This is a genomic window from Pseudomonas putida S13.1.2 (assembly GCF_000498395.2).
GTDB classification, from domain to species: Bacteria; Pseudomonadota; Gammaproteobacteria; order Pseudomonadales; family Pseudomonadaceae; genus Aquipseudomonas; species Aquipseudomonas putida_Q.
This window is the reverse complement of the sequence record NZ_CP010979.1, coordinates 4,025,053-4,049,146: the sequence shown is the minus strand read 5'-3', so window position 1 is coordinate 4,049,146 and position 24,094 is coordinate 4,025,053. Positions and strand designations below refer to the sequence as shown.

Below are 24,094 nucleotides of genomic sequence, written 5' to 3'. Positions count from 1 at the left end.
AGAAGAAAGCCGATCATTCTAGCAGAAAACTTTGTCGGCAGAAGTGTCACATTTGCTTTCATGGCGTTACGTCTGTCGGTTCTGTAAGATCGAAGGCCCTGATTCCTGCATCTGTGAGCACAACACCTTGCTGCAAAATATTCGTGTTGTTCTGGTCAATACCAGCCACCCCGGCAACATCGGCGGCGCTGCGCGTGCCATGAAAAACATGGGCTTGTCGCGCCTGGTGCTGGTGCAGCCGAAAGAATTCCCCGCCCTGGAAGCCAGTGCTCGTGCCTCGGGCGCCGACGATGTGCTGGCTAACGCCCAGGTGGTCGACAGCCTTGAACAGGCGCTGGTCGGCTGTAACCTGGTGATGGGTACCAGCGCCCGCGAGCGCAGCATCCCCTGGCCGTTGATTGGCCCGCGCGAGTGCGGCGCCAAGGCGGTGGAGCATGCCAAGGGTGGTGAAGAGATCGCCCTGGTCTTCGGGCGCGAACATGCCGGCCTGACCAACGAAGAACTGCAGCGATGTCACTTCCACGTGCACATTCCCTCCAACCCCGACTTCAGCTCGCTGAACCTTGCGGCCGCTGTGCAGGTGCTCTCCTACGAGGTGCGCATGGCATCGCTGGCTGCCGGTGAGGCGCCGGGCAAAGTCGAGAAGGTTGACGCCAGCGAGCTGGCGACAATGGACGAAATGGAGCTGTTCTACGACCACCTGGAGAAAACCCTGGTGGGCATCGGCTTCCTCGACCCCGAAAAACCCAAGCACCTGATGCCGCGCCTGCGCCGGCTGTATGGGCGGGTGGCGGTCGAGCGTACGGAAATGAGCATTTTGCGCGGCATCCTCACCGAGACCCAGAAAGTGGTCCGGGGCGAGCCGCATAAACGGAAGGACTGACAGATGTTCGAACGCCTGCGTGAAGATATTCAAAGCGTATTCCACCGTGACCCGGCTGCGCGCAATGCCTTCGAGGTGCTCACCTGCTACCCGGGCATGCATGCCATCTGGCTGCACCGCCTGGGCAATGCCCTGTGGAAGCGTGATTTCAAGTGGCTGGCCCGGCTGGTGTCCAACTTCGGCCGCTGGCTGACCGGTATCGAGATCCATCCCGGTGCCACCATCGGCCGGCGCTTCTTCATTGACCACGGCATGGGCATCGTCATCGGCGAAACCGCCGAGATCGGCGACGACGTCACCCTTTACCAGGGTGTGACCCTGGGGGGTACCAGCTGGAACAAAGGCAAGCGCCACCCCACCCTGGAAAACGGCGTGGTGGTGGGGGCGGGGGCCAAGGTACTGGGCCCGTTCACCGTCGGCGCCGGGGCAAAGATCGGCTCCAATGCGGTGGTGACCAAGGCCGTGCCGGCCGGCGCTACGGCGGTGGGTATCCCGGGGCGGATCATCGTCAAGAGCGAGGACACCGAAGTCGAGGCCAAGCGCAAGGCCATGGCCGAGAAGATCGGCTTCGATGCCTACGGTGTCAGCGGCGACATGCCCGACCCGGTTGCGCGTGCCATCGGGCAGATGCTCGACCATTTGCAGGCGGTCGACGAGCGGTTGGAGGGCATGTGTGGCGCCCTGACCAAGATGGGCAGCGACTACTGCGCCAAGGAGCTGCCGGCCCTGCCGGAAGATGATTTCACCGAGGTTGCCCAGGTGGCCCAGCGCGACACTCAGTCGCATTGATTGCGCCGCACTGAAGCCACGGTGACATACGGGGCGTGTGCTCACGCCCCTCGTCTGCTACAATCGCGCCCGCCTCCCCGATGCAAACCCGACTAAAGCAGTAGGTCTAATAGTTGACTTAAATGCTCGGGAATCGCATACTCGTACACATCCCGAAACTCCCGTGGTACCCAATAGCCATGCGACTGACTACCAAAGGCCGATACGCCGTGACTGCCATGCTTGACCTGGCGTTGCACGCGCAGCATGGGCCGGTGTCTTTGGCCGACATTTCCGAGCGCCAGGGCATATCCCTCTCTTATCTGGAACAGTTGTTTGCCAAGCTGCGCCGTAGCAGCCTGGTCTCCAGCGTGCGCGGTCCAGGCGGTGGCTACCAGCTGTCGCGGGGCATGGAAACCATCCAGGTGGCCCAGGTCATCGATGCGGTCAACGAATCGGTCGATGCTACCCGTTGCCAGGGGCTTGGGGACTGCCATGCCGGTGATACCTGCCTGACCCACCACCTGTGGTGCGACCTCAGCCAGCAGATCCATGAATTCCTCAGCGGCATCAGCCTGGCCGACCTCGTCATGCGCCGTGAGGTGCAGGAAGTTGCCCAGCGCCAGGACCTGCGTCGTGTCGCAGGCCGAACCGCCCAGCTGGACAAGATTGAGACGTCCGCCGTCGATTGATCCCCCAGGGACGACGAGCGACGCCACCGCCTGATAGGAGAGACAAATGAAGTTGCCGATCTACCTCGATTACTCCGCGACCACCCCGGTCGACCCACGTGTGGCCCAGAAAATGGCCGACTGCCTGCTGGTCGACGGGAACTTCGGTAACCCGGCCTCGCGCTCTCACGTCTTCGGCTGGAAAGCCGAGGAAGCGGTCGAGAACGGTCGCCGTCAGGTTGCCGAACTGATCAATGCCGATCCGCGCGAAATCGTCTGGACCAGCGGTGCCACCGAGTCCGACAACCTCGCACTCAAGGGCGTTGCGCACTTCTATCAGACCAAGGGCAAGCACATCATCACCTCCAAGATCGAGCACAAGGCGGTCCTGGATACCGCTCGCCAGCTGGAGCGTGAAGGTTTCGAAGTTACCTACCTGGAACCGGGCGAAGATGGCATCGTCACCCCGGCCATGGTAGAAGCGGTGCTGCGCGACGACACCATCCTGGTCTCGCTGATGCACGTTAACAACGAAGTCGGCTCGATCAACGACATCGCTGCGATCGGTGAACTGACCCGTGCGCGTGGTGTGCTGTTCCATGTCGACGCCGCCCAGTCGGCCGGCAAGGTCGAAATCGACCTGCAAAAGCTGAAAGTCGACCTGATGTCGTTCTCGGCGCACAAGGTCTACGGCCCGAAAGGCATCGGCGCGCTGTACGTCAGCCGCAAACCGCGTGTACGCCTTGAAGCCATCATTCACGGTGGTGGCCATGAGCGCGGTATGCGTTCGGGCACCCTGCCGACCCACCAGATTGTCGGCATGGGCGAAGCGTTCGCCATTGCCAAGCAGGAAATGGCCGCCGAAAACGTGCGTATCAAGGCCCTGAGCGACCGCTTCTTCGAGCAGGTCTCGGACCTTGAAGAGCTGTACGTCAACGGCAGCCAGACCGCCCGCGTGCCGCACAACCTTAACCTGAGCTTCAACTACGTCGAAGGCGAATCGCTGCTGATGTCGCTGAAGGACATCGCCGTATCGTCCGGTTCGGCCTGCACCTCCGCATCGCTCGAACCGTCGTACGTACTGCGCGCTCTGGGCCGCAACGACGAGCTGGCGCACAGCTCGATCCGCTTCTCCTTCGGCCGCTTCACCACCGAAGAAGAAGTCGACTACGCCGCGCAGAAAGTCTGCGAGGCCGTCAACAAACTGCGTGAGCTGTCGCCGCTGTGGGACATGTACAAAGACGGCGTTGACATCTCCAAGATCGAGTGGGCCGCCCACTAAGCAGTCGCCGGCAAGAGCGGCTCCCTGATGAGGAAGGAATTGCACCATGGCATACAGTGAAAAGGTCATCGACCACTACGAAAACCCGCGCAACGTCGGCAAGATGAATGCCGAAGACCCGGACGTTGGCACCGGCATGGTCGGCGCCCCGGCTTGCGGCGACGTCATGCGCCTGCAGATCAAGGTCAACGAGCAGGGCGTCATTGAAGACGCCAAGTTCAAGACCTACGGCTGCGGTTCGGCCATCGCTTCCAGCTCCCTCGCCACCGAGTGGATGAAGGGCAAGACCCTGGACGAAGCCGAAACCATCAAGAACACCCAGCTGGCCGAAGAACTGGCGTTGCCGCCGGTCAAGATCCACTGCTCGGTACTCGCTGAAGATGCCATCAAGGCAGCTGTACGCGATTACAAGCAGAAGAAAGGCTTGATCTAAGTCGCCTGTTGCAAGGTAAGGAGTCCTGATGGCTATCAGCATGACAGAAGCCGCCGCCAACCACATTCGCCGCTCCCTTGAAGGGCGCGGCAAAGGTGAAGGCATTCGCCTGGGCGTGCGCACCACCGGTTGCTCGGGCCTGGCCTACGTGCTGGAGTTCGTCGACGAACTGGCGGGCGAAGACCAGGTGTTCGAGAACCACGGCGTGAAGGTGATCATCGATCCCAAGAGCCTGGTCTACCTCGACGGCACCGAGCTGGATTTCGTCAAGGAAGGGTTGAACGAAGGCTTCAAGTTCAACAACCCCAACGTGCGCGGTGAGTGTGGCTGCGGCGAAAGCTTCAACGTTTGAGGCTGGCTGTGGGTACTCCTTGTCATTACGCATTGTTTGACCTCCAGCCAAGCTTCCGCCTGGATCTGGACAAGCTGGCCACTCGCTATCGCGAGCTGGCCCGCGAAGTCCATCCCGATCGCTTTGCCGACGCCTCCGAGCGTGAGCAGCGCGTAGCGCTGGAAAAGTCCGCCGCCCTCAACGACGCCTACCAGACGCTGCGTAGTGCGCCGCGTCGCGCCCGCTATTTGCTGGCCATCAGCGGCCACGAAGTGCCCCAGGAAGTCACGGTCCACGACCCGCAGTTCCTGTTGCAGCAGATGCAGTGGCGTGAAGAGCTCGAAGAGCTGCAGGACGAAGCCGACCTTGACGGTGTCGCTGTGTTCAAGAAGCGCCTGAAGGCCGCGCAGGACACACTGAACGAGGACTTTGCCGCCTGCTGGGACGCCCCAGGCGAGCGCGACCAGGCCGAGCGCCTGATGCGCCGCATGCAGTTCCTCGACAAGCTCGCCCAAGAAGTGCGCCAGCTGGAAGAGCGCCTCGACGATTAACCCGGTGCTGCCCGTGATGGCACCTAAGGTATTCAGATAAGCATGGCCCTACTGCAGATTGCCGAACCCGGTCAAAGCCCTCAGCCGCACCAGCGCCGCCTGGCGGTGGGGATCGACCTGGGTACCACCAACTCACTGGTTGCTGCACTGCGCAGCGGCCGTAGCGAGCCCCTGCCTGATGCGCAGGGTAACGTCATTCTGCCGTCCGCGGTGCGCTACCTCGAAGGGCGCAACGAAGTGGGGCAGGCTGCGCGTGATGCCGCCTCCAGCGACCCGCTGAACACCGTGCTGTCGGTCAAGCGCCTGATGGGGCGCGGCCTGGCCGACGTCAAGCAACTGGGCGAGCAGCTGCCGTACCGCTTTGTCGGTGGTGAGTCGCACATGCCGTTCATCGACACCGTGCAGGGGCCGAAAAGCCCGGTGGAAGTGTCCGCCGATATCCTCAAGGTGCTGCGCGAACGCGCCGAAGCGACCCTGGGTGGCGAGCTGGTAGGTGCGGTGATTACCGTGCCGGCCTATTTCGACGACGCCCAGCGCCAGGCCACCAAGGACGCTGCGCGCCTGGCCGGCCTGAACGTGCTGCGCCTGCTCAACGAGCCGACCGCAGCAGCTGTGGCCTATGGCCTGGACCAGAACGCCGAAGGCGTGGTGGCCATCTATGACCTGGGCGGCGGTACCTTCGATATTTCCATCCTGCGCCTGACTGCGGGTGTATTCGAAGTGCTGGCTACCGGTGGCGACACTGCCCTGGGCGGTGACGATTTCGACCACGCCATTGCCGGCTGGATCATCGAACAGGCTGGCCTGTCGTCCGACCTGGACCCGGCTACCCAGCGTGCGTTGCTGCAAACCGCCTGCGCCGCCAAGGAAGCCCTGACCGACACCGACGTGGTCAGCGTCAGCCATGGCAGCTGGCAGGGCGATCTGAGCCGCACTGCCTTCGAAGCCATGATCGAGCCATTGGTTGCCCGCAGCCTCAAGGCCTGCCGTCGCGCCGTGCGCGACAGTGGCGTCGAGCTTGAAGAAGTCAGTGCCGTGGTCATGGTGGGTGGTTCTACCCGTGTCCCGCGTGTGCGTGAAGCCGTGGGCGCGCTGTTTGGCCGCGCCCCGATGACCTCGATCGACCCTGACCAGGTGGTGGCCATTGGCGCCGCCATCCAGGCCGACACCCTGGCTGGCAACCGCCGCGAAGGTGGCGAGTTGTTGCTGCTTGATGTCATTCCGCTGTCGCTGGGTCTTGAGACCATGGGCGGGCTGATGGAAAAGGTGATCCCGCGCAACACCACCATTCCGGTGGCGCGTGCCCAGGAGTTCACCACGTATAAAGATGGCCAGTCGGCCATGATGATCCACGTCCTGCAAGGCGAGCGTGAGCTGATCAGCGACTGCCGCTCGCTGGCGCGCTTCGAGCTGCGCGGTATCCCGGCGATGGTGGCCGGCGCTGCAAAAATTCGCGTCACCTTCCAGGTGGATGCCGACGGCTTGCTCAGCGTTGCGGCCCGCGAACTGGGTTCGGGCGTGGAAGCCAGCATTCAGGTCAAGCCGTCCTACGGCCTGACCGACGGCGAAATCGCCCGCATGCTCAAGGATTCCTTCGAACACGCAGGTTCCGACAAGCAGGCCCGCCAGTTGCGTGAGCACCAGGTGGACGGCGAGCGCCTGCTCGAAGCGGTACAGGGCGCCCTGGACGCCGACGGTGAACGCCTGCTCAGCAGTGACGAGCGCGACGCCATTGCATTCCAGATGCAAGAACTACGTGATTTGCTGGCCGGCACCGGTGGCGCAGCCATCGAGCAACAGACCAAGCGTCTGTCGCAGGTGACCGACGCATTTGCCGCCCGTCGCCTTGATTCGACGGTCAAAGCCGCACTGGCCGGGCGCAACCTGAATGAGATCGAGGAGTAACCGATGCCGCTGGTGACATTCCTGCCGCATGAGAAGTTCTGCCCAGAAGGGCTGACCGTGGAGGTCGAGCCCGGGACCAACATCCTGGAACTGGCCCACGACCATCACATCGAGATGGAAAGCGCCTGCGGCGGCGTCAAGGCCTGCACCACTTGCCACTGCATCGTGCGCAAGGGCTTCGATTCGCTCGAAGAAGCCGACGAGCTGGAAGAGGACATGCTGGACAAGGCATGGGGCCTGGAACCGCAGTCGCGCCTTGGCTGCCAGGTGGTCGTGGGTGATACCGACCTGACCATCGAGATCCCCAAGTATTCGCTCAACCACGCTGCCGAAGCACCGCACTGAGGTCCTGTACATGAGCTTGAAATGGGTTGATGTACTTGAGATCGCCATCCAGCTTGCAGAAAGCAAGCCTGAGGTCGATCCTCGTTATGTGAATTTCGTGGACCTGCACCGCTGGGTGCTGGCATTGCCAGAATTCAGCGACGATCCGTCACGCGGCGGTGAGAAAGTGCTCGAGGCAATCCAGGCTGCCTGGATCGACGAAGCCGACTAAGCGTCACTTGCAGGTTAGGCAATCCCCTGAAACCCGCGTATAATTCGCGGGTTTAATTTTTCGTAACACTCATATTCTGGAGTTTTCCATGGCTGTTCAACGTACTTTCTCGATCATCAAGCCTGACGCAGTTGCCAAAAACGTCATCGGCAAGATCACTACCCGCTTCGAAGAAGCCGGCCTGAAAATCGTTGCCTCGAAAATCAAGCAACTGTCCAAAGCCGAAGCCGAAGGCTTCTACGCTGAGCACAGCGAGCGCGGCTTCTTCGGTGACCTGGTTGCCTTCATGACTTCCGGCCCGGTTGTTGTTCAGGTTCTGGAAGGCGAAAACGCCATCGCTCTGAACCGTGAGCTGATGGGCGCTACCAACCCTAAAGAAGCTGCTGCCGGCACCATCCGTGCTGACTTCGCCGAGTCGATCGACGCCAACGCCGTTCACGGTTCGGACTCCGAAGCTGCTGCTGCTCGCGAAATCGCTTACTTCTTCGCTGCTACCGAGGTAACCACTCGCTAAGCGAAAGCTTACGGGTGAGGGTGAATCCATGACGACATCTACTGGCAAAATCAACCTGTTGGGGCTGACCCAGCCGGAAATGGAACAGTTCTTCGACTCAATCGGGGAAAAGCGCTTCCGTGCCGGCCAGGTGATGAAATGGATTCACCATTTTGGCGTGTCCGACTTTGCGGCCATGACCAACGTAGGCAAGGCCTTGCGCGAAAAGCTCGAGGCCGTTGCCGAGATTCGCCCTCCGGAAGTGGTCAGTGAAGACATTTCCGCCGACGGCACCCGCAAATGGGTGATCCGCGTTGCCTCCGGCAGCTGCGTCGAGACCGTCTATATTCCTACCGACGACCGCGGCACCCTGTGCGTATCGTCGCAAGCCGGCTGTGCCCTGGACTGCAGCTTCTGCTCCACCGGCAAGCAAGGCTTCAACAGCAACCTCACTGCCGCCGAAGTCATCGGCCAGGTGTGGCTTGCCAACAAATCCTTCGGGACCGTTCCTGCCAAAGTCGACCGCGCTATTACCAACGTGGTCATGATGGGCATGGGCGAGCCCTTGCTGAACTTCGACAACGTCATCGCCGCCATGAAAATCATGATGGATGACCTGGGCTATGGCATTTCCAAGCGTCGCGTCACCCTGTCCACCTCGGGCGTGGTACCGATGATCGACGAACTGGCCAAGCACATCGACGTGTCGTTGGCCCTGTCGCTGCACGCACCTAACGACGAACTGCGCAACAAGCTGGTGCCGATCAACAAGAAGTACCCGCTGAAAGTGTTGCTGGAGTCGTGCATGGGCTACATGTCCACCCTGGGTGGCAAGCGTGTGCTCACCGTCGAGTACACCCTGCTCAAGGACGTCAACGACCAGCCTGAGCATGCCGCGCAAATGATCGAGTTGCTGCGCGATGTGCCGTGCAAGATCAACCTGATCCCGTTCAACCCGTTCCCGCATTCGGGCTACGAGCGGCCGAGCAACAACGCCATTCGTCGCTTCCAGGACCTGCTGCACCACGGTGGCTTCAACGTCACCACCCGTACCACCCGTGGCGAAGACATCGATGCCGCCTGTGGCCAGCTGGTCGGCCAGGTCAATGACCGTACCCGTCGCAGTGAGCGCTACATCGCCGTACGCCAGCTTTCCGCGGACGTCGAGCTGCAAGACAGCGCCGCCAGCCACTGACCGGGACCTTGCCCATGAGCCTGCGCGCTGCGCTGTCGATCCTTGCGCTTTTGCTGCTGGCCGGCTGCGTGTCGGGCGGCGCGGGCGACCCCCTGGCCAGCCGCCAGGGCAGGGCGGACGCGGGGCGGGCGTATGTGCAGCTTGGCCTGGGTTATTTGCAACAGGGTTTGACCGGGCAGGCCAAGGCGCCGCTGGGCAAGGCCCTGGCCCTGGACAGCCGTGATGCCGACGCGCACGCCGCCCTGGCGCTGGTGTTCCAGGCCGAAGGTGAGCCGCTGCTGGCCGAAGCGCACTTTCGCAAGGCCCTGCAGGCCCGCACTGGCGATACGCGAATCCGCAACAACTACGGCAGTTTCCTTTATGCTCAGGGGCGATTTGCCGAGGCCAAGCAGATGTTTCGCCTGGCCAGTAGCGATACCCTGTATCCTGAGCGCTCACGCGTGTACGAGAACCTGGGCCTGACGGCTCTGAAGCTTGAGCGCCGCGATCAGGCGCACGCGTATCTGCTCAAAGCGTTGCAACTCAACCAGCGGCAACCGAAAGCGTTGCTGGAAATGGCTGAGTTGTCCTACGAAAACAGGCATTATGTGCCGGCCCGGGACTACTACGATCGTTTCAGCCAGTTGAGCGACCACGATGCCCGTAGCCTGCTGCTGGGTAGCCGCCTTGCCAGGGTGTTCGACGAGCAGGGCACACTGGCCGAGCTGGGCCAGCAATTACAACGACTTTATCCCGGTACGCCGGAATATCAGCAATACCTGTCGGAGCAACGATGAACGCCGCGCATCCCGAAGTAGCAGTAGCGCCTGGCCAGAACCCCGGTGAGCTTTTGCGCCTGGCCCGTGAGAAACGGGACTGGTCTCAAGCCGAGGTGGCCCGCAAGCTCAACCTCACTGTCAGTTCGTTGAACCATGTGGAAACCGGCGCCTTCGACAAGCTGCCCGGGCACACCTTCGCCCGTGGCTATATCCGCGCCTATGCCAAGTTGATGGACCTTGACCAGGCCACCCTGGTAGAAGCCTTCGACCGCTACACCGGTACCCACGCCAAAGGCAGCGATGTGCACTCGCTGGGGCGTATCGAAGAGCCAGTACGCCTGTCGCACAATATTCTGCGCGGCGTCAGCCTGCTGTTGCTGGTGGCCGTGGTCGGCGGTGGCTTCGTCTGGTGGCAGGACCAGGGCAGCCTGCGTGGCAAGGACCTGGCCAAGATGGCCCTGGAGCACGTCGAAGTCGAAAGCGCCGACGGCACCACCCAGATTCACCCGCTCGACGAGCCTGAAGACCAGGCTGTTACCGCAGGCCAGCAGCCCGAAAGCGCGCCGCTGGCACTGGAGCATGGCACTGCCGAGCAGCCTGCCGCGGCCGCAGAACAGGCTCCGGCAAACCCGGCGCCAACGGCTGCCGCAGCACCCGCCCAGCAGGTGCCTGTGCAACCTGCAGCCAGCGTAGCGCCTGCTCCGGCAGCACCGGCTACCCCTGCACCGGCCGCCGTCGCGCCTGTAGCACCTGCAGCCGCCGTGGCCGCTGCCGAGCCAGCCGCAGTACCGGCAGGCAGCGCCAAGGTCGCCATCCAGTTCACCGCCGATTGCTGGACCCAGGTCTCCGATGGCAACGGCAAGGTGCTGTTCAGCGCCGTCAAGCGCAAGGGGGACAACCTCGAGCTGACCGGCAAGCCGCCGTTCGCGGTGCGTCTGGGCTTTGCCCGTGGCGCCCAGGTCAGCTACAACGGCCAGGCCGTCGATGTTGCCCCGTTCACCAGTGGCGAGACTGCTCGCCTGAAGTTGGGACAGTAAGTCATGCACGGCGAATCTCCGATCAAACGTCGCGAATCCCGCAAAATCTGGGTCGGCAATGTGCCGGTGGGTGGTGATGCACCTATCGCGGTGCAGAGCATGACCAACACCGACACCAACGATGTCGCCGCCACCGTGGCGCAAATCCAGCGCCTGGTCGATGCCGGCGTGGACATCGTGCGGGTTTCGGTGCCGGACATGGACGCGGCCGAGGCGTTTGGCAAGATCAAGCAACTGGTCAGCGTGCCGCTGGTCGCCGACATCCACTTCGACTACAAGATCGCCCTGCGCGTGGCCGAACTGGGCGTCGATTGCCTGCGTATCAACCCGGGCAACATCGGCCGCGAAGACCGTGTACGCGCCGTGGTCGACGCTGCCCGCGACCGTGGTATCCCGATCCGTATCGGCGTTAACGCCGGTTCTCTGGAAAAGGACCTGCAGAAGAAGTACGGCGAACCGACCCCGGCGGCGCTGGTCGAGTCGGCCCTGCGCCACGTCGAGCATCTGGACCGCCTGGACTTCCAGGACTTCAAGGTCAGCGTCAAGGCCTCCGACGTGTTCATGGCCGTCGAAGCCTACCGCCTGCTGGCCAAGCAGATCGTGCAGCCGCTGCACCTGGGTATCACCGAAGCCGGGGGCCTGCGTTCGGGGACGGTGAAATCCGCCGTCGGCCTCGGTATGCTGCTGGCCGAGGGCATCGGCGATACCATCCGGATCTCGCTGGCGGCCGACCCGGTCGAAGAAGTGAAAGTCGGCTACGACATCCTCAAGTCGCTGCACCTGCGTTCGCGTGGCATCAACTTCATCGCCTGCCCGAGCTGCTCGCGGCAGAACTTCGATGTGGTCAAGACCATGAACGAGCTGGAAGGGCGCCTGGAAGACCTGCTGGTGCCGCTGGACGTGGCGGTGATCGGTTGTGTGGTCAACGGCCCCGGTGAAGCCAAGGAAGCCCATGTGGGGTTGACCGGCGGCACGCCGAACCTGATCTACATCGACGGCAAGCCGGCGCAGAAACTGACCAATGACAACCTGGTCGATGAGCTGGAAAGGCTCATCCGTCAGAAAGCGGCCGAAAAGGTCGAAGCCGACGCGGCGCTGATCGCCCGTGGCTGACACACAGAATTCGTAAGGACTTTTCGTGAGCAAATCGCTGCAAGCCATCCGTGGCATGAACGACATCCTGCCAGAACAGTCGCCACTGTGGCGCTACTTCGAAGGCACCGTGGCCGGTCTGCTGGACACCTACGGGTACAGCCAGATCCGCACGCCGATCGTCGAGTTCACCGAGCTGTTCAAGCGCTCGATCGGTGAAGTGACCGACATCGTCGAAAAAGAGATGTACACCTTCGAGGACCGTAACGGCGATTCGCTGACCCTGCGTCCCGAAGGCACCGCCGCTTGCGTCCGTGCCGTGCTGGAGCATGGCATCACCGGCAACGGCCAGGTGCAAAAACTGTGGTACATCGGCCAGATGTTCCGCCACGAGCGCCCACAAAAGGGCCGCTACCGCCAGTTCCACCAGATTGGCGTGGAAGTGTTCAACCTGGATGGCCCGGACATCGATGCCGAGCTGATCATGCTGACCTGGCGCCTGTGGGGCCTGCTGGGCATCCAGGACGCGGTCAAGCTGGAGCTCAACAGCCTGGGTACCAGCGAAGCCCGCGCGCGCTACCGTGACGCGCTGGTCGAGTTCCTCTCGGCGCGCCTGGAGCAACTGGACGAAGACAGCCAGCGCCGCCTGAAGAGCAACCCGCTGCGCATCCTCGACAGCAAGGACCAGAACACCCAGGCGGTGCTGGTGGGTGCGCCGAAGCTGGAAGATTACCTGGACGAAGCCTCGCGCGTGCACTTCGAGGGCCTCAAGGCTCGCCTGGACGCCGCCGGCATTCCGTTCGTGATCAATACCAAGCTGGTGCGTGGCCTGGACTACTACAGCAAGACCGTATTCGAGTGGGTCACCGACAAGCTCGGCGCCCAGGGCACCGTGTGCGCCGGTGGCCGCTACGACGGCCTGGTCGAGCAAATGGGCGGCAAGCCGACCACTGGCGTCGGTTTCGCCATGGGTATCGAGCGCCTGATCCTGCTGCTGGAAACCCTGGGCAAAGTGCCGGCGTCCATCAACCGCCAGATCGACGTTTACCTGTGCGCCTTTGGCGAGCAGGCCGAGCTGGCTGGCCTGCGCCTGTCCGAAACCCTGCGCGACCGCTTGCCGGGCCTGCGCCTGGCGGTGAACGCGGGCGGTGGCAGCTTCAAGAGCCAGTTCAAGAAAGCCGACAAGAGCGGGGCGCTGTTCGCCCTGATCCTCGGTGACGAGGAACTGGCCAGGCAAGAAATCGGCTTCAAGCCGCTGCGTGGCCAGGGCGAACAACAGAACATTGCCTGGGATGCTCTTGCAGAGCACCTGGAAACCGCGATCGCGCAAGCGTAACGCGGTTCAACAAGCGAATAGGCGAAAAGGAGTATTGGGGTGTCGAGTACCGATGATGATGACCTGGCAGGGGTCAAGGACTGGTGGAACCGCAACGGCAAGCCGCTGCTGACTGGCGCATTGCTGGCGGGCGTTGTGGTGTTGGGCTGGAATACCTGGCACAAATACCAGAACAACCAGTCGCAAGGTGCCTCGCAGCTGTATCAGGCGTTGCTTGAAACCAGCCTGACGCCGACTGGCCAGCCAGACGCCACCAAGGTTGCGGAACTGGCCGGCAAGCTCAAGAGCGAGTTTGGCGGTACCGCCTATGCCCAGTACGGCAGCCTGTTCGTGGCCAAGGTCGCGGTCGAGAGCGGCAAGCTCGACGACGCCGCTGCCGAGCTCAAAGGCGTGCTGGACAAGCCGGCCGACGTGACCCTGGGCGAGATTTCGCGCCAGCGTCTGGCACGCGTGCTGGCAGCCCAGAACAAGGCCGAGGATGCCCTCAAGCTGCTCGACGGCGACGCCGACAAAGCCTTCCTGGCCAGCCGTGAAGAGTTGAAGGGTGACCTGCTGGTACAGCTGGGCCGCGCCGACGACGCGCACAGCGCTTACGAAAAAGCCAAGGCTGCGCTGTCCGATGAGGCGGCGGTCGGTGGCCTGCAATTGAAGCTGGATGACCTGGCTAAAGGGGACGCGTAAGTGATCGGTTGGAAACATGCAGCAGTGCTGACCCTGGCCGTACTGGCCGCCGGTTGCAGCAGCAACAGCAAGAAGGAACTGCCCCCGGCCGAGCTGACCAAGTTCACCGAGGAAGTGGTGCTGAAGAAGCAGTGGAGCCGTTCGATCGGTGACGGCCAGGGTGAGACCTACAACACCCTGGTACCGGCTATCGAGAACGACCGTATCTACGCCTCCGACGTCAATGGCGAAGTCTTCGCCCTCGACCGCATCACCGGTGACGTGGTGTGGAAGAAGGACCTGGAGCTGCAGGTTTCCGGCGCGGTTGGCGTGGGCTACGGCCTGGTCATGCTCGGCACCCTCAAGGGTGAAGTCATCGCCCTGGACTCCAGCACCGGTGAAGAGCGTTGGCGCTCGCGCGTGACCAGCGAAGTGCTGGCCCCGCCTGCCAACAACGGTGACGTGGTCGTGGTGCAGACCCAGGACGACCGCCTGATCGGCCTGGACGCCACCACTGGCGACCGCCGCTGGATCTACGAGAACTCCCCGGCCGTGCTGACCCTGCGTGGCACCGGTGCACCGATCGCCACCAACCGCCTGGCCGTCGCCGGCCTGTCCACCGGCAAGGTGGTCGCGGTAGACATCAACAACGGTGTGCCGGTGTGGGAAAGCCGCGTGGCCATCCCTAAGGGCCGTTCCGAGCTGGACCGTGTGGTTGATATCGACGGCGGCTTGCTGCTGTCTGGTGGTACCCTGTATGTCAGCACCTACCAGGGCCGTGTAGCGGGCCTGGACCTGGAAAGCGGCCGCGAGCTGTGGCAGCGCGATGCTTCCAGCTATGTGGGTGTCGCCCAGGGCTTCGGTAACGTCTACGTCAGTGAAGCCTCAGGTACCGTGGAAGGCGTGGATGAGCGCTCTTCCAGTGCCTTGTGGAGCAACGACAGCATGGCTCGCCGCCAGTTGACCGCGCCTGAAGTGTTCAGCAGCTACGTGGCTGTGGGTGACTTTGAAGGTTACCTGCACCTGCTGAGCCAGGTGGATGGCCGCTTCGTCGGCCGTGAGCGTATCGACAGCGATGGCCTGCGCGCCCGCCCACTTGTGGTCGGCGACACCATCTATGTCTTCGGCAACAGCGGCAAGCTCGAGGCACTGACCATCCGCTGAAGCTATGCTTGAAGCCTTGGCGGGTTTCAAGCCGCGGCGTAGGAAACGCCGCCCAAACTCCGGCCGCTGCCTTGCAGCGGCCTTTGCATTTTCAAGAATTCGAGAGTGGAGAGCCGATGGTTCCCGTAATTGCCCTGGTGGGCCGCCCGAACGTCGGCAAATCCACCATGTTCAACCGCCTGACCAAAACCCGCGATGCCATCGTGGGTGACCTGTCGGGCCTGACCCGTGACCGCCAGTATGGTGATGCCAGCTGGCAGGGTCGTTCGTTCATCCTGATCGACACCGGCGGTATTACCGGTGACGAAGTGGGCATGGACGAAAAAATGGCCGAGCAGTCGCTCATGGCCATCGAAGAAGCCGACTACGTGCTGTTCCTGGTCGATGCCCGCGCCGGTATGACCGCCGCCGACCAGATGATTGCCGAGCACCTGCGCAAGCGTAACAAGTCGGCGATTCTGGTCGCCAACAAGATCGACAACATCGACCCTGATGTTGCGCGCGCCGAGTTCTCGCCGATGGGCATGGGCAACGCCATTCCGGTGGCAGGCTCCCAGGGCCGTGGTATCAGCGCCCTGATGGAAGCCGTGCTTGGCCACCTGCCGCGTGATGCCGAGGAAGAAGCCCTCGACCAGGACGTCGCCGAAGGCGAGGAGGCCGTGCGCATTCCTGGCCCGAGCGAGAAGGATGGCATCAAGATCGCCATCATCGGCCGCCCGAACGTCGGCAAGTCGACCCTGGTCAACCGCATGCTCGGCGAAGAGCGTGTGGTGGTCTACGACGAGCCGGGTACTACCCGTGACAGTATCTACATCCCGTTCGAGCGTGATGGTGACAAGTACACCTTCATCGACACCGCCGGGGTGCGTAAGCGCGGCAAGATCCACGAGGAAGTCGAGAAGTTCTCGGTGGTCAAGACGCTGCAGGCGATCAAAGACGCCAACGTCGTCATCTTCGTGATGGACGCCCGTGAAGGGGTGGTCGACCATGACCTGAACCTGCTGGGCTTCGCCCTCGAGGCCGGCCGCGCCATCGTCATCGCGCTGAACAAGTGGGATGGCATGGAGCCGGGTGAGCGCGCCTACGTGAAGACCGAACTGGAGCGCCGGCTGTTCTTCGTTGACTTCGCCGATATCCACTTCATCTCCGCCTTGCACGGCACCGGTGTGGGCAACCTGTACAAGTCGGTGCAGGCCGCGTTCACCTCGGCTGTGACCCGCTGGCCAACCAGCCGCCTGACGCAGATCCTCGAAGATGCTGTCAGCGAGCACCAGCCACCGCTGGTCAACGGCCGCCGCATCAAGCTGCGCTATGCCCACCTCGGTGGTGCCAACCCGCCGCTGATCGTGATCCACGGCAACCAGACCGAGAGCATTCCCAAGTCGTACTCGCGTTACCTGGAAAACACCTACCGCCGTGTGCTGAAGCTGGTCGGTACGCCGATCCGCATCGAGTACAAGGGTGGTGAGAACCCGTACGAGGGCAAGAAGAACACCCTCACCGACCGCCAGGTCAACAAGAAGCGCCGCTTGATGTCGCACCACAAGAAGGCCGAGAAGAAGCGCCGCGACAAGCGCTGATTCCGCATCAGCTTCTTCGCGGGCTTGCCCGCTCCCACAGGTCCTCCACAGATTTTGAATATTGTGCAGCACCTGTGGGAGCGGGTTCACCCCGAAGAGGCCCTTTGATCCAAAGCAATCCCGCTATTGTTTCAACCTTTTTCCTGACTGCTTGATCCGCTATGCTCGGACTCCACCCCGTGCCGGATACACCCCAGGAAAGAGGGCTCCATGATCCGCAGCAAACTGCCGAATGTCGGCACGACCATCTTCACCACCATGTCCCAGCTCGCCGTGCAGACTGGCGCGCTCAACCTGTCCCAGGGTTTCCCTGATTTCAACGGCCCGCAGGCCCTGCTCGATGCAGTGGGCCGGCATGTGGCTGCCGGGCACAACCAGTATTCGCCAATGACCGGTCTGCCGGCTTTGCGCCAGCAGGTGGCGGCCAAGGTGGCGCGGCTGTATGGCGCACAGGTGGATGCCGACCAGGAAGTGACCATCACCCCCGGTGCCACCGAGGCGATCTTCTGTGCCATCCAGGCGGTGGTCCACGCCGGTGACGAGGTCATTGTCTTCGACCCGTGCTACGACAGCTACGAGCCGTCGGTGGAACTGGCCGGTGGCCGCTGCGTGCATGTGCAGCTGAGCGACGGCGACTTCCGTATCGACTGGCAGAAGTTCAGCGATGCCCTGAGCCCGCGCACCCGCATGGTCATCCTCAATTCGCCGCACAACCCCAGTGGCGCTCTGATCACTCGCGAAGACCTTGAGCAGTTGGCAACGCTGATTGCTGACCGCGATATCTACCTGGTCAGCGATGAGGTCTACGAGCATCTGGTTTACGACGGTGTTCGCCACGCCAGCGTGCTGGCCCACGAGCAGTTGTATCAACGTGCCTTTGTGGTCAGTTCGTTCGGCAAGACCTACCACGTGACCGGCTGGAAGACCGGCTATGTGATCGCGCCGCCGGCGTTGAGTGCAGAGCTGCGCAAGGTGCATCAGTACGTCAACTTCTGTGGCGTGACGCCGCTGCAGTGCGCCCTGGCCGACTTCATGGCCGAGCACCCTGAGCATATCGATGAACTGCCGGCTTTCTACCAGGCCAAGCGCGACCTGTTCTGCGGATTGCTGGAAGGCTCACGCTTCGACTTTACCCGCACGGCGGGCACTTATTTCCAGCTGGTGGACTACTCGCAGATCCGCCCGGACCTGAACGATATCGACATGTCGCTATGGCTCACCCGCGAGCACGGCGTGGCGAGCATCCCGGTATCGGTGTTCTACCAGCAACCCATCCCCGAGCAACGCCTGGTACGCCTGTGCTTTGCCAAACGTGAGGAGACGCTGCGTCAGGCAGCGGAACGACTATGCGCGATCTGAGCACACTGCCCAACCTGAAAGTCGCCCTGGTGCAAACGACCCTGGCCTGGCACGACCGCGAGGCCAACTATGCACACTTCGAGGTGCTGCTGGAGCAGGTGGGGGAGGTGGACCTGGTGATCCTGCCAGAAATGTTCACCACCGGCTTCTCGATGCAGTCCGAAAGCCTGGCCGAGCCGGAAAACGGCCCGACCTACAAATGGCTCAAGGCCCAGGCGAAGAAGTGCAACGCGGTGATTACCGGCAGCGTGATCATCCAGGCCGCCGATGGCAGCCACCGCAACCGCCTGTTGTGGGCCCGGCCGGACGGCGAGATATTGCACTACGACAAGCGCCACTTGTTCCGCATGGCCGGTGAGCACAAGCACTACACCCCAGGCGAACGCCAGGTGCAGTTCGAGCTCAAGGGCTGGCGGATTCGCCCGTTGATCTGCTATGACCTGCGCTTCCCGGTGTGGAGCCGTGACGCCCAGGACACTGACCTGCTGCTGTACACCGCCAACTGGCCGGCTGCGCGCCGCCAACACTGGAACCGCCTGTTGCCGGCGCGGGGCATCGAGAACCTGTGCTATGTGGCGGCAGTGAACCGGGTGGGCACGGACGGCAAGGGCTTTGCCTATTCGGGCGACAGCCAGGTGCTGGACTTCCAGGGCGAGAGCCTGCTTAGTGCAGGCGAGGCAGACGGGGTGTTTACAGCCGTGTTGAGTGCGCCGGAACTGGCGGCGTACCGGGCCAAGTTCCCGGCCAACCTGGATGCCGATACCTTCGAACTCCACTGACAGCCTGTACCGGCCTCTTCGCGGGTAAACCCGCTCCCACAGGTACTGCACAGTCTTCGTAATCTGTGATGATCCTGTGGGAGCGGGTTTACCCGCGAAGAGGCCGGCGCTGGTTAAATCAATAGATATCAGTACACATCCCGCCGATACCGCCCATCCTCGATCAACTGCTGCACAGCCGCTTCCCCAAGCATGCCGTTGAGCGCCGCATCCACCCCCGCAGCCATCCCCTGCAGGCTGCCGCAGACATACACGCAGGCGCCATCCGCCACCCAGCGCTTGAATTCCTCGGCTTGCTGCAGCAACACATCCTGCACATACACTTTCTCGGCCTGATCCCGCGAAAACGCCAGGTCCAGGCGTGCCAGGTCGCCACGCTCAAGCCAGCCTTGCAGCTCGTCACCACACAGCAGGTCATGCGCCCGGTTACGCTCGCCAAACAGCAGCCAGTTGCGCTGTTCGCCAGCATTCACCCGTGCGCGGATCAGGCTGCGCAGGCCGGCCAGGCCGGTGCCGTTACCGATCAGGATCATCGGTGCTGCGGTCTCCGGCAGGTGGAAGCCGCTGTTGCGCCGCAGGCGCAAGCTCAGCGTGCCGTTCAGTGGCAGGTATTCGGTGAGCCAGCCGGAGCCCAGGCCCAGGTTGCCATCGCTATGGCGCTCCTGGCGCACGATCAGCTCCAGCGCGCCATCACTGGCGATGGAGGCGATGGAGTATTCGCGGCTGCCGATCGGCACCAGCGCGTCGACCAGCGCTTGCGGCTGCAAGCCGATCAGGTGATCACGGCGCGCCGGCAACTGGCGCCCAGCGAGGGCTTGGGCAAGTGTTTCGCCCAGGCCATTCACGTGTACCCGGGCGCTGGGGTCCAGCGCCATGCCCTTGAGGAACGCGTCGATCCGTGGTTGCCCATTGAGCGGCAGTATTTCAACCAGGTCGCCGGCTTCCCAACTGGCAGGCTCTTCAGCCAGCAGGCCAAGCAAGTACACCGGCTGGCCCTGGCTGCCCGGGTTGAGCAGTTCGCGACGCACCAGTGACCAGTTGCCAAAGCTAGGCGGTTGCCAGGCGGCCACTGGCTGGGCGCCGGTCAGTTGCGCCAGCTCCTGTTGCCACTGCTGTAGAGCGGCCTGGTCGGCGTTGTCCACCTCCACCGGGCTGAATGCACTGCTGGCACCGCGCTCACCCAGCCACGCCTGCAGGCGGCGGGCGAAGCCGCAGAAGTGCGGGTACTGGCGGTCGCCGAGCGCGAGCAGGGCATAGTTGAGGTTGTTCAGCGCCCAGGGCTGGCCGAGCACCTTGCGCTCGAAGGCGCGGGCGCTGTCGGGTGCTTCGCCGTCGCCAAAGGTACTGACCACGAACAACGCACGGCGGGCCTGGCGCAGGTCGTCTTCACGCAGTTCGGCCAGCGCGCGTACCTGCACCGGCAAGCCGGCTGCCTGCAACTGGCCAGCACTTTGCCAGGCCAGTTGTTCGGCAAAGCCGCTCTGGCTGGCAAAGCCGATCAGCCAGCTGTCGTCGCTGGCGTTGCTGCTGGCAACGTTGCCACGGGCTGCGCGGACCTGGCGCTTCTTGCGGCGGCGGTCGAGGTACAGCAGCCAGCCCGTGACGAAGAACAGCGGCATGGTCAAGCTGGCGATGGTGACGATGATGCGCCCCGGCAGGCCGAAGTATTCGCCCACGTGCAGGGCGTAGACGCTCTGCAGCAGCTGGGCCTTGAAGGATTTGTCGGAGTAGCGGTCGTGCCTTTTAACCTGGCCGGTGGCCGGGTCCAGTTCCAGGGTGTTGAAGGCGCGCGGGTGATCGGCGTTGTCCAGCAGGTAGAACAGGTTGGCCGGCTGGCCGCCAACCGGTGGCAGGCGCAGGTTGTAGGCGGCAAGGCCTGGGCCTGCGGCGTCCTTGAGGTTGGCCCAGATGGCGTCGTAGTCGACCACCAGCGGCGGGGCGTTCTTGTCGACTTTCTGCGGCCCGTGGCGGCCACGGCCTTCGCCGCGTTTTTGTTGCTGGCCGGCTGCCGGCGCGTCGGCCAGCAGCTTGTTCAGGCCTTCGCGGTACCACTCATAGGACCAGAACAGGCCGGTCAGGGCGAACAGAAGATAGAACAGCAGGCACCAGGTACCGGCCACTGCATGCAGGTCCCAGTTGAAGGCACGGCCTTTTTTCGCCCAGTCGAAGGTCAGCCAGGTGCGCCAGTCCAGCGCCTTGCGCGGCCAGCGCAGGTACAGGCCGGACAGGCAGAAGAACACCAGCATCAGGGTGCAGGCGCCGGTGATCTGCCGGCCGGTGTTGCCCATGGCCAGGAAGCGGTGCAGGTTGAGCATGAGGTTGAAGAAGCCTTGCCCGGCCACTTCACCTTTGAGTTCGCCCGTATAAGGGTCGGCATAGCGCAGCTCGCCACGGCGCTCGCCCGGAGCTGGCGTGAAGAAGATGCGTGCGGCGTTGCCTTCACGCACGTCAACCCACAGCATCGACACCTTGTCGTGTTGCTGGGCCTCGACCCGTTGCACCAGCTCGGCCGGCGGCAGTACGCCCTCGGCGCGCACTTCGACCTTGAGCACATCGGCATTGAACGCGCGCAGCAGTTCTTCCTGGAACGAGTACAGGGCCCCGGTGATGCCCATCAAGGCCAGCACCAGGCCAGCGGTGATGCCAAAGAACCAGTGCAATTGGAACAGCGTCTTCTTCACCACATCGATCACCTTGTGTTGCTGCCGCAGACTGCGCGGCGTGCATTATGCCTTGATACGCAAAAGCCCCGCTCACGGGAATGAACGGGGCAGGGGTGGGCTTCTTTTAGTGGAAGCTTGTGCTGGCCTCTTCGCGGGCTTGCCCGCTCCCACAGATACACCACAGGATGTGAAGGTGGTGGTGGCCCTGTGGGAGCGGGCGAGCCCGCGAAGAGGCCGCTACAGGAGCAGCCTTTCTAGCGGATCAGCCCAATCCCGACATCAGAAGTGCACGCTGGTGGTCAACAGTGCAGTCCGCCCGGCCGCCTGGTTGGCGAAGTGGGTGGAGAAGGCCTTGTCGTAGTACACCTCGTTGGTCAGGTTCTGCACGTTCAGTTGCAGGTCGACGTTCTTGGTCAGCTTGTAGGCGGCCATGGCGTCGTAGCGTACGTAGCTGTCGACCATGGTGGTGTTGGCCACGCTGCCGTACACGTCATCCACGTAGAACGCACCGCCACCCACGGTCAGCTTTGGCGTGATCGAGTAGGTCGTCCACAGGCTGGCGCTGTTATTAGGCGTGTTCGGTAGCTGGTTGCCATCGTTGGCCTTGCCCAGCGGGCCGCCGTCGATCTGGCGGGCCTGCATGTAGGTGTAGCCGGCGAATACCTGCCACTTGTCGGTGATCTTGCCGCTGGCCGACAGTTCGATGCCTTGTACGCGGGTTTCGCCGACGTTTTCGTAGGTGGTGGTGTCCACCTGGACCCGGGCGTTTTCCTTCTCGGTGCGGAACAGCGCCGCGGTCAGCGACAGGCGCTGGTCGAGCAGGTCCCACTTGGTGCCGATTTCGTAGTTGGTGGTTTCCTCTGGCTCCATGTCGCTGGCCAGCAGGTTGCCGTTACGGTCCGGGGTGCCACCCAGCGGGTTGCCTTCTGTACCTTCGCCGAGCATCGAGCCTGGTGGTGTTGCAGAGGTGGCGTAGGACACGTAGATGCTGCCGTTTTCGGCCGGTTTCCATACCAGGCCCAGCTGGCCAGTCACGAATTCGCTGACATCCTTGCCTTTGGCGGTGGTGGTGCCAGCAGCGTTGTAGGTCTTGTAGTCGGTGTCGAAGTGATCGTAGCGCAGGCCCATGTTGACCAGCCACTCGGGGGTCAGCTCCAGCGTGTCGAACACGTACAGCGCACGGGTCTTGCTGTTGGTGGTAGTGCCGGCGTAGTTGCGCGAGATGGCACCGTTCCACGGGTCATCCGGGTTCGGGTTGCTCAGCGAGGTGCAGTTGTAGCCGCTGGTGGCGCCGATCATGCCGGGGGTGCAGTTGGTGTTGGCGGCGCCGCCAGGCACGGTGTCTGTGTCGACGGTGTAGGACGAACGGTCGCTCTCTTCACGGCTCAGCTCGATACCGGTGGAGAAGCTGTTTTTCATGCCGCCGACGTAGAACTCGCCGAACAGGTCGGTCTGGTTGGTGGTGGTGGCGGTGTTGCCAACGCGGCTGTTGGCACGGCGCCAGACGCTGCCGTTGTTGACGTTGCCCTTGCTGTCGTCAGGCTGGGTCAGGATGTAGTCCTGCATGCTGTTGCCGTGACGCAGGGTATTCTTGATGGTTAGCGAGTCGGTCAGGTCGTGCTCGATCGCGAAGGTGGCGATGTCTACACGGCTCTTGCGGAAGTCACGGCCGGTCAGGCCATAGAAGTTGTCGCTGTCGCCGCCGTCATTCGGCTTGCTCGGGTGTGCCGAGGTGCGCCCGCCGCTGCCGTTGGTCGGGATGGTGTACGGGATGCCCGAATCCGGAAGGTCGTCGCTTTCCAGGTGGTAGTAGTCGAGGTTGACGCGGGTCGGTGTGCCCAGGCCGAAGGCCAGCGACGGGGCGATACCCCAACGGTCGTAGTTGACCTTGTCGCGGCCGGCGACGTTGCTTTCGTGGGTCATCAGGTTCAGGCGGCCGGCAACGGTATCGCTGAACTGGTAGTTGCCATCGAAGGTGTAGCGCTGGGTCTGGTCACTGCCCCAGGTCCAGGCGCCGTCCAGCGAGTTGCCCAGGTGCGCACGCTTGCTCACCAGGTTGATGGTACCGCCCGCAGCACCACGGCCACCGATGGCGGAGTTCGGGCCCTTGGCCACTTCTACCGACTCGATGGCGAAGATTTCGCGGGTTTGCGCGCCAGTGTCACGCACGCCGTCCAGGTAAGTATCGCCTTGGGCGTCAAAGCCGCGGATGAACGGGCGGTCGCCTTGCGGGTTGCCGCCTTCGCCGGCGCCGAAGGTGATGCCTGGCACCGTGCGCAGGGCGTCCTGCAGGGTCAAGGCGTTGGTGTCCTTGATCACTTGCTGCGGGATGACGGTGACCGAGCGCGGGGTGTCTACCAGCGGCGCGGTGTACTTCTGCGAGGCGGCCTTCTCGACTTTGTAATCGGTGCTGGCCTGTTCAGCCTTGCCGTTGACGCTGGTCGCGTCGAGGGTGATCGCGCTATTGGCGGCCGGGTCGGCGGCATACACCGATGTGGCGCTAAGCGCGACGCCGATGGCGGATACGATCAGGCGTGGCGAACTCACTGCAGATGGTACGTACTGGCGCATTGCTAAGGACCTTCCCCAAGGTGTTGA

Annotated in this window: 23 protein-coding genes; 21 read left to right on the top strand and 2 right to left on the bottom strand. The window is 63.0% G+C overall.

What is annotated here, in order from left to right:
* Positions 1-127 precede the first annotated feature (127 nt).
* From trmJ to N805_RS17845, 21 genes are all read left to right on the top strand, one after another.
* Complete coding sequence (gene trmJ / locus N805_RS17945) at positions 128-883, top strand: tRNA (cytosine(32)/uridine(32)-2'-O)-methyltransferase TrmJ (RefSeq protein ID WP_026034598.1); 756 nt, start codon at positions 128-130, stop codon at positions 881-883.
* Between the two features lie 3 nt (positions 884-886).
* Positions 887-1,672, top strand: a complete 786-nt coding sequence (gene cysE / locus N805_RS17940; protein ID WP_016501401.1) for a serine O-acetyltransferase — start codon at positions 887-889, stop codon at positions 1,670-1,672.
* Positions 1,673-1,851: 179 nt separating this feature from the next.
* On the top strand, positions 1,852-2,343 hold the full coding sequence (iscR, locus tag N805_RS17935) for a Fe-S cluster assembly transcriptional regulator IscR (RefSeq protein ID WP_008092572.1): 492 nt from the start codon (positions 1,852-1,854) through the stop codon (positions 2,341-2,343).
* Between the two features lie 46 nt (positions 2,344-2,389).
* Entirely contained in the window at positions 2,390-3,604 is a 1,215-nt protein-coding gene (locus tag N805_RS17930) for an IscS subfamily cysteine desulfurase (protein ID WP_019472649.1), read from the top strand.
* A gap of 46 nt (positions 3,605-3,650) precedes the next feature.
* Positions 3,651-4,037 (top strand): Fe-S cluster assembly scaffold IscU, encoded by a 387-nt coding sequence (gene iscU, locus N805_RS17925; RefSeq protein WP_003248539.1) that lies wholly within the window; start codon positions 3,651-3,653, stop codon positions 4,035-4,037.
* Between the two features lie 28 nt (positions 4,038-4,065).
* A complete protein-coding gene (iscA, locus tag N805_RS17920; RefSeq protein WP_019472650.1) occupies positions 4,066-4,389 on the top strand; it encodes an iron-sulfur cluster assembly protein IscA in 324 nt (107 codons plus the stop codon).
* Positions 4,390-4,397: 8 nt separating this feature from the next.
* Entirely contained in the window at positions 4,398-4,919 is a 522-nt protein-coding gene (gene hscB / locus N805_RS17915) for a co-chaperone HscB (protein ID WP_019472651.1), read from the top strand.
* Between the two features lie 42 nt (positions 4,920-4,961).
* Complete coding sequence (hscA, locus tag N805_RS17910) at positions 4,962-6,824, top strand: Fe-S protein assembly chaperone HscA (protein WP_019472652.1); 1,863 nt, start codon at positions 4,962-4,964, stop codon at positions 6,822-6,824.
* Between the two features lie 3 nt (positions 6,825-6,827).
* On the top strand, positions 6,828-7,169 hold the full coding sequence (gene fdx / locus N805_RS17905; RefSeq protein WP_019472653.1) for an ISC system 2Fe-2S type ferredoxin: 342 nt from the start codon (positions 6,828-6,830) through the stop codon (positions 7,167-7,169).
* A gap of 10 nt (positions 7,170-7,179) precedes the next feature.
* Positions 7,180-7,380 carry a Fe-S cluster assembly protein IscX gene (gene iscX / locus N805_RS17900; RefSeq protein WP_003248529.1) on the top strand — a complete coding sequence of 67 codons (201 nt, stop codon included), beginning with the start codon at positions 7,180-7,182 and terminating at the stop codon, positions 7,378-7,380.
* 88 nt (positions 7,381-7,468) lie between these two features.
* On the top strand, positions 7,469-7,894 hold the full coding sequence (ndk, locus tag N805_RS17895; RefSeq protein WP_012316140.1) for a nucleoside-diphosphate kinase: 426 nt from the start codon (positions 7,469-7,471) through the stop codon (positions 7,892-7,894).
* A 28-nt stretch (positions 7,895-7,922) separates the two neighbouring features.
* Positions 7,923-9,068, top strand: a complete 1,146-nt coding sequence (gene rlmN, locus N805_RS17890; RefSeq protein ID WP_016484976.1) for a 23S rRNA (adenine(2503)-C(2))-methyltransferase RlmN — start codon at positions 7,923-7,925, stop codon at positions 9,066-9,068.
* Between the two features lie 14 nt (positions 9,069-9,082).
* Positions 9,083-9,844 carry a type IV pilus biogenesis/stability protein PilW gene (gene pilW / locus N805_RS17885; protein ID WP_019472654.1) on the top strand — a complete coding sequence of 254 codons (762 nt, stop codon included), beginning with the start codon at positions 9,083-9,085 and terminating at the stop codon, positions 9,842-9,844.
* Positions 9,841-10,863 (top strand): RodZ domain-containing protein, encoded by a 1,023-nt coding sequence (locus N805_RS17880; protein ID WP_019472655.1) that lies wholly within the window; start codon positions 9,841-9,843, stop codon positions 10,861-10,863. The genes pilW and N805_RS17880 overlap by 4 nt, the downstream gene beginning before the upstream one ends.
* Before the next feature lie 3 nt (positions 10,864-10,866).
* A complete protein-coding gene (gene ispG / locus N805_RS17875) occupies positions 10,867-11,976 on the top strand; it encodes a flavodoxin-dependent (E)-4-hydroxy-3-methylbut-2-enyl-diphosphate synthase (protein ID WP_016501393.1) in 1,110 nt (369 codons plus the stop codon).
* 25 nt (positions 11,977-12,001) lie between these two features.
* A complete protein-coding gene (gene hisS / locus N805_RS17870) occupies positions 12,002-13,291 on the top strand; it encodes a histidine--tRNA ligase (protein WP_019472656.1) in 1,290 nt (429 codons plus the stop codon).
* 39 nt (positions 13,292-13,330) lie between these two features.
* Positions 13,331-13,972 (top strand): tetratricopeptide repeat protein, encoded by a 642-nt coding sequence (locus N805_RS17865; protein ID WP_016501391.1) that lies wholly within the window; start codon positions 13,331-13,333, stop codon positions 13,970-13,972.
* Positions 13,973-15,115, top strand: coding sequence for an outer membrane protein assembly factor BamB (gene bamB, locus N805_RS17860; RefSeq protein WP_019472657.1), 1,143 nt, complete (start codon positions 13,973-13,975; stop codon positions 15,113-15,115).
* Between the two features lie 116 nt (positions 15,116-15,231).
* Positions 15,232-16,695: a ribosome biogenesis GTPase Der gene (der, locus tag N805_RS17855; protein ID WP_019472658.1), complete on the top strand. Its 1,464-nt coding sequence runs from the start codon at positions 15,232-15,234 to the stop codon at positions 16,693-16,695.
* Positions 16,696-16,905: 210 nt separating this feature from the next.
* Positions 16,906-18,054 (top strand): pyridoxal phosphate-dependent aminotransferase, encoded by a 1,149-nt coding sequence (locus N805_RS17850; protein ID WP_019472659.1) that lies wholly within the window; start codon positions 16,906-16,908, stop codon positions 18,052-18,054.
* Positions 18,042-18,833: an amidohydrolase gene (locus tag N805_RS17845; protein ID WP_019472660.1), complete on the top strand. Its 792-nt coding sequence runs from the start codon at positions 18,042-18,044 to the stop codon at positions 18,831-18,833. Before N805_RS17850 ends, N805_RS17845 begins: the two co-directional genes overlap by 13 nt.
* A gap of 128 nt (positions 18,834-18,961) precedes the next feature.
* Here N805_RS17845 and N805_RS17840 read toward each other — a convergent pair whose 3' ends face one another.
* Together N805_RS17840 and N805_RS17835 are read right to left on the bottom strand one after the other, a co-directional pair.
* Positions 18,962-21,517, bottom strand: a complete 2,556-nt coding sequence (locus N805_RS17840; protein ID WP_026034599.1) for a PepSY domain-containing protein — start codon at positions 21,515-21,517, stop codon at positions 18,962-18,964.
* Between the two features lie 258 nt (positions 21,518-21,775).
* The gene (locus tag N805_RS17835) at positions 21,776-24,067 is read right to left on the bottom strand and encodes a TonB-dependent receptor (protein ID WP_019472662.1); all 2,292 of its coding nucleotides are present in this window, start codon (positions 24,065-24,067) and stop codon (positions 21,776-21,778) included.
* Between the last annotated feature and the right edge of the window lie 27 nt (positions 24,068-24,094).

Coding starts and splice junctions, on each gene's coding strand:
- cysE (WP_016501401.1), top strand. CDS start 887: ATGTTCGAACGCCTGCGTGAAGATATTCAAAGCGTATTCCACCGTGAC.
- iscR (WP_008092572.1), top strand. CDS start 1,852: ATGCGACTGACTACCAAAGGCCGATACGCCGTGACTGCCATGCTTGAC.
- N805_RS17930 (WP_019472649.1), top strand. CDS start 2,390: ATGAAGTTGCCGATCTACCTCGATTACTCCGCGACCACCCCGGTCGAC.
- iscU (WP_003248539.1), top strand. CDS start 3,651: ATGGCATACAGTGAAAAGGTCATCGACCACTACGAAAACCCGCGCAAC.
- iscA (WP_019472650.1), top strand. CDS start 4,066: ATGGCTATCAGCATGACAGAAGCCGCCGCCAACCACATTCGCCGCTCC.
- hscA (WP_019472652.1), top strand. CDS start 4,962: ATGGCCCTACTGCAGATTGCCGAACCCGGTCAAAGCCCTCAGCCGCAC.
- fdx (WP_019472653.1), top strand. CDS start 6,828: ATGCCGCTGGTGACATTCCTGCCGCATGAGAAGTTCTGCCCAGAAGGG.
- iscX (WP_003248529.1), top strand. CDS start 7,180: ATGAGCTTGAAATGGGTTGATGTACTTGAGATCGCCATCCAGCTTGCA.
- ndk (WP_012316140.1), top strand. CDS start 7,469: ATGGCTGTTCAACGTACTTTCTCGATCATCAAGCCTGACGCAGTTGCC.
- rlmN (WP_016484976.1), top strand. CDS start 7,923: ATGACGACATCTACTGGCAAAATCAACCTGTTGGGGCTGACCCAGCCG.
- pilW (WP_019472654.1), top strand. CDS start 9,083: ATGAGCCTGCGCGCTGCGCTGTCGATCCTTGCGCTTTTGCTGCTGGCC.
- N805_RS17880 (WP_019472655.1), top strand. CDS start 9,841: ATGAACGCCGCGCATCCCGAAGTAGCAGTAGCGCCTGGCCAGAACCCC.
- ispG (WP_016501393.1), top strand. CDS start 10,867: ATGCACGGCGAATCTCCGATCAAACGTCGCGAATCCCGCAAAATCTGG.
- der (WP_019472658.1), top strand. CDS start 15,232: ATGGTTCCCGTAATTGCCCTGGTGGGCCGCCCGAACGTCGGCAAATCC.
- N805_RS17850 (WP_019472659.1), top strand. CDS start 16,906: ATGATCCGCAGCAAACTGCCGAATGTCGGCACGACCATCTTCACCACC.
- N805_RS17845 (WP_019472660.1), top strand. CDS start 18,042: ATGCGCGATCTGAGCACACTGCCCAACCTGAAAGTCGCCCTGGTGCAA.
- N805_RS17835 (WP_019472662.1), bottom strand. CDS start 24,067: ATGCGCCAGTACGTACCATCTGCAGTGAGTTCGCCACGCCTGATCGTA.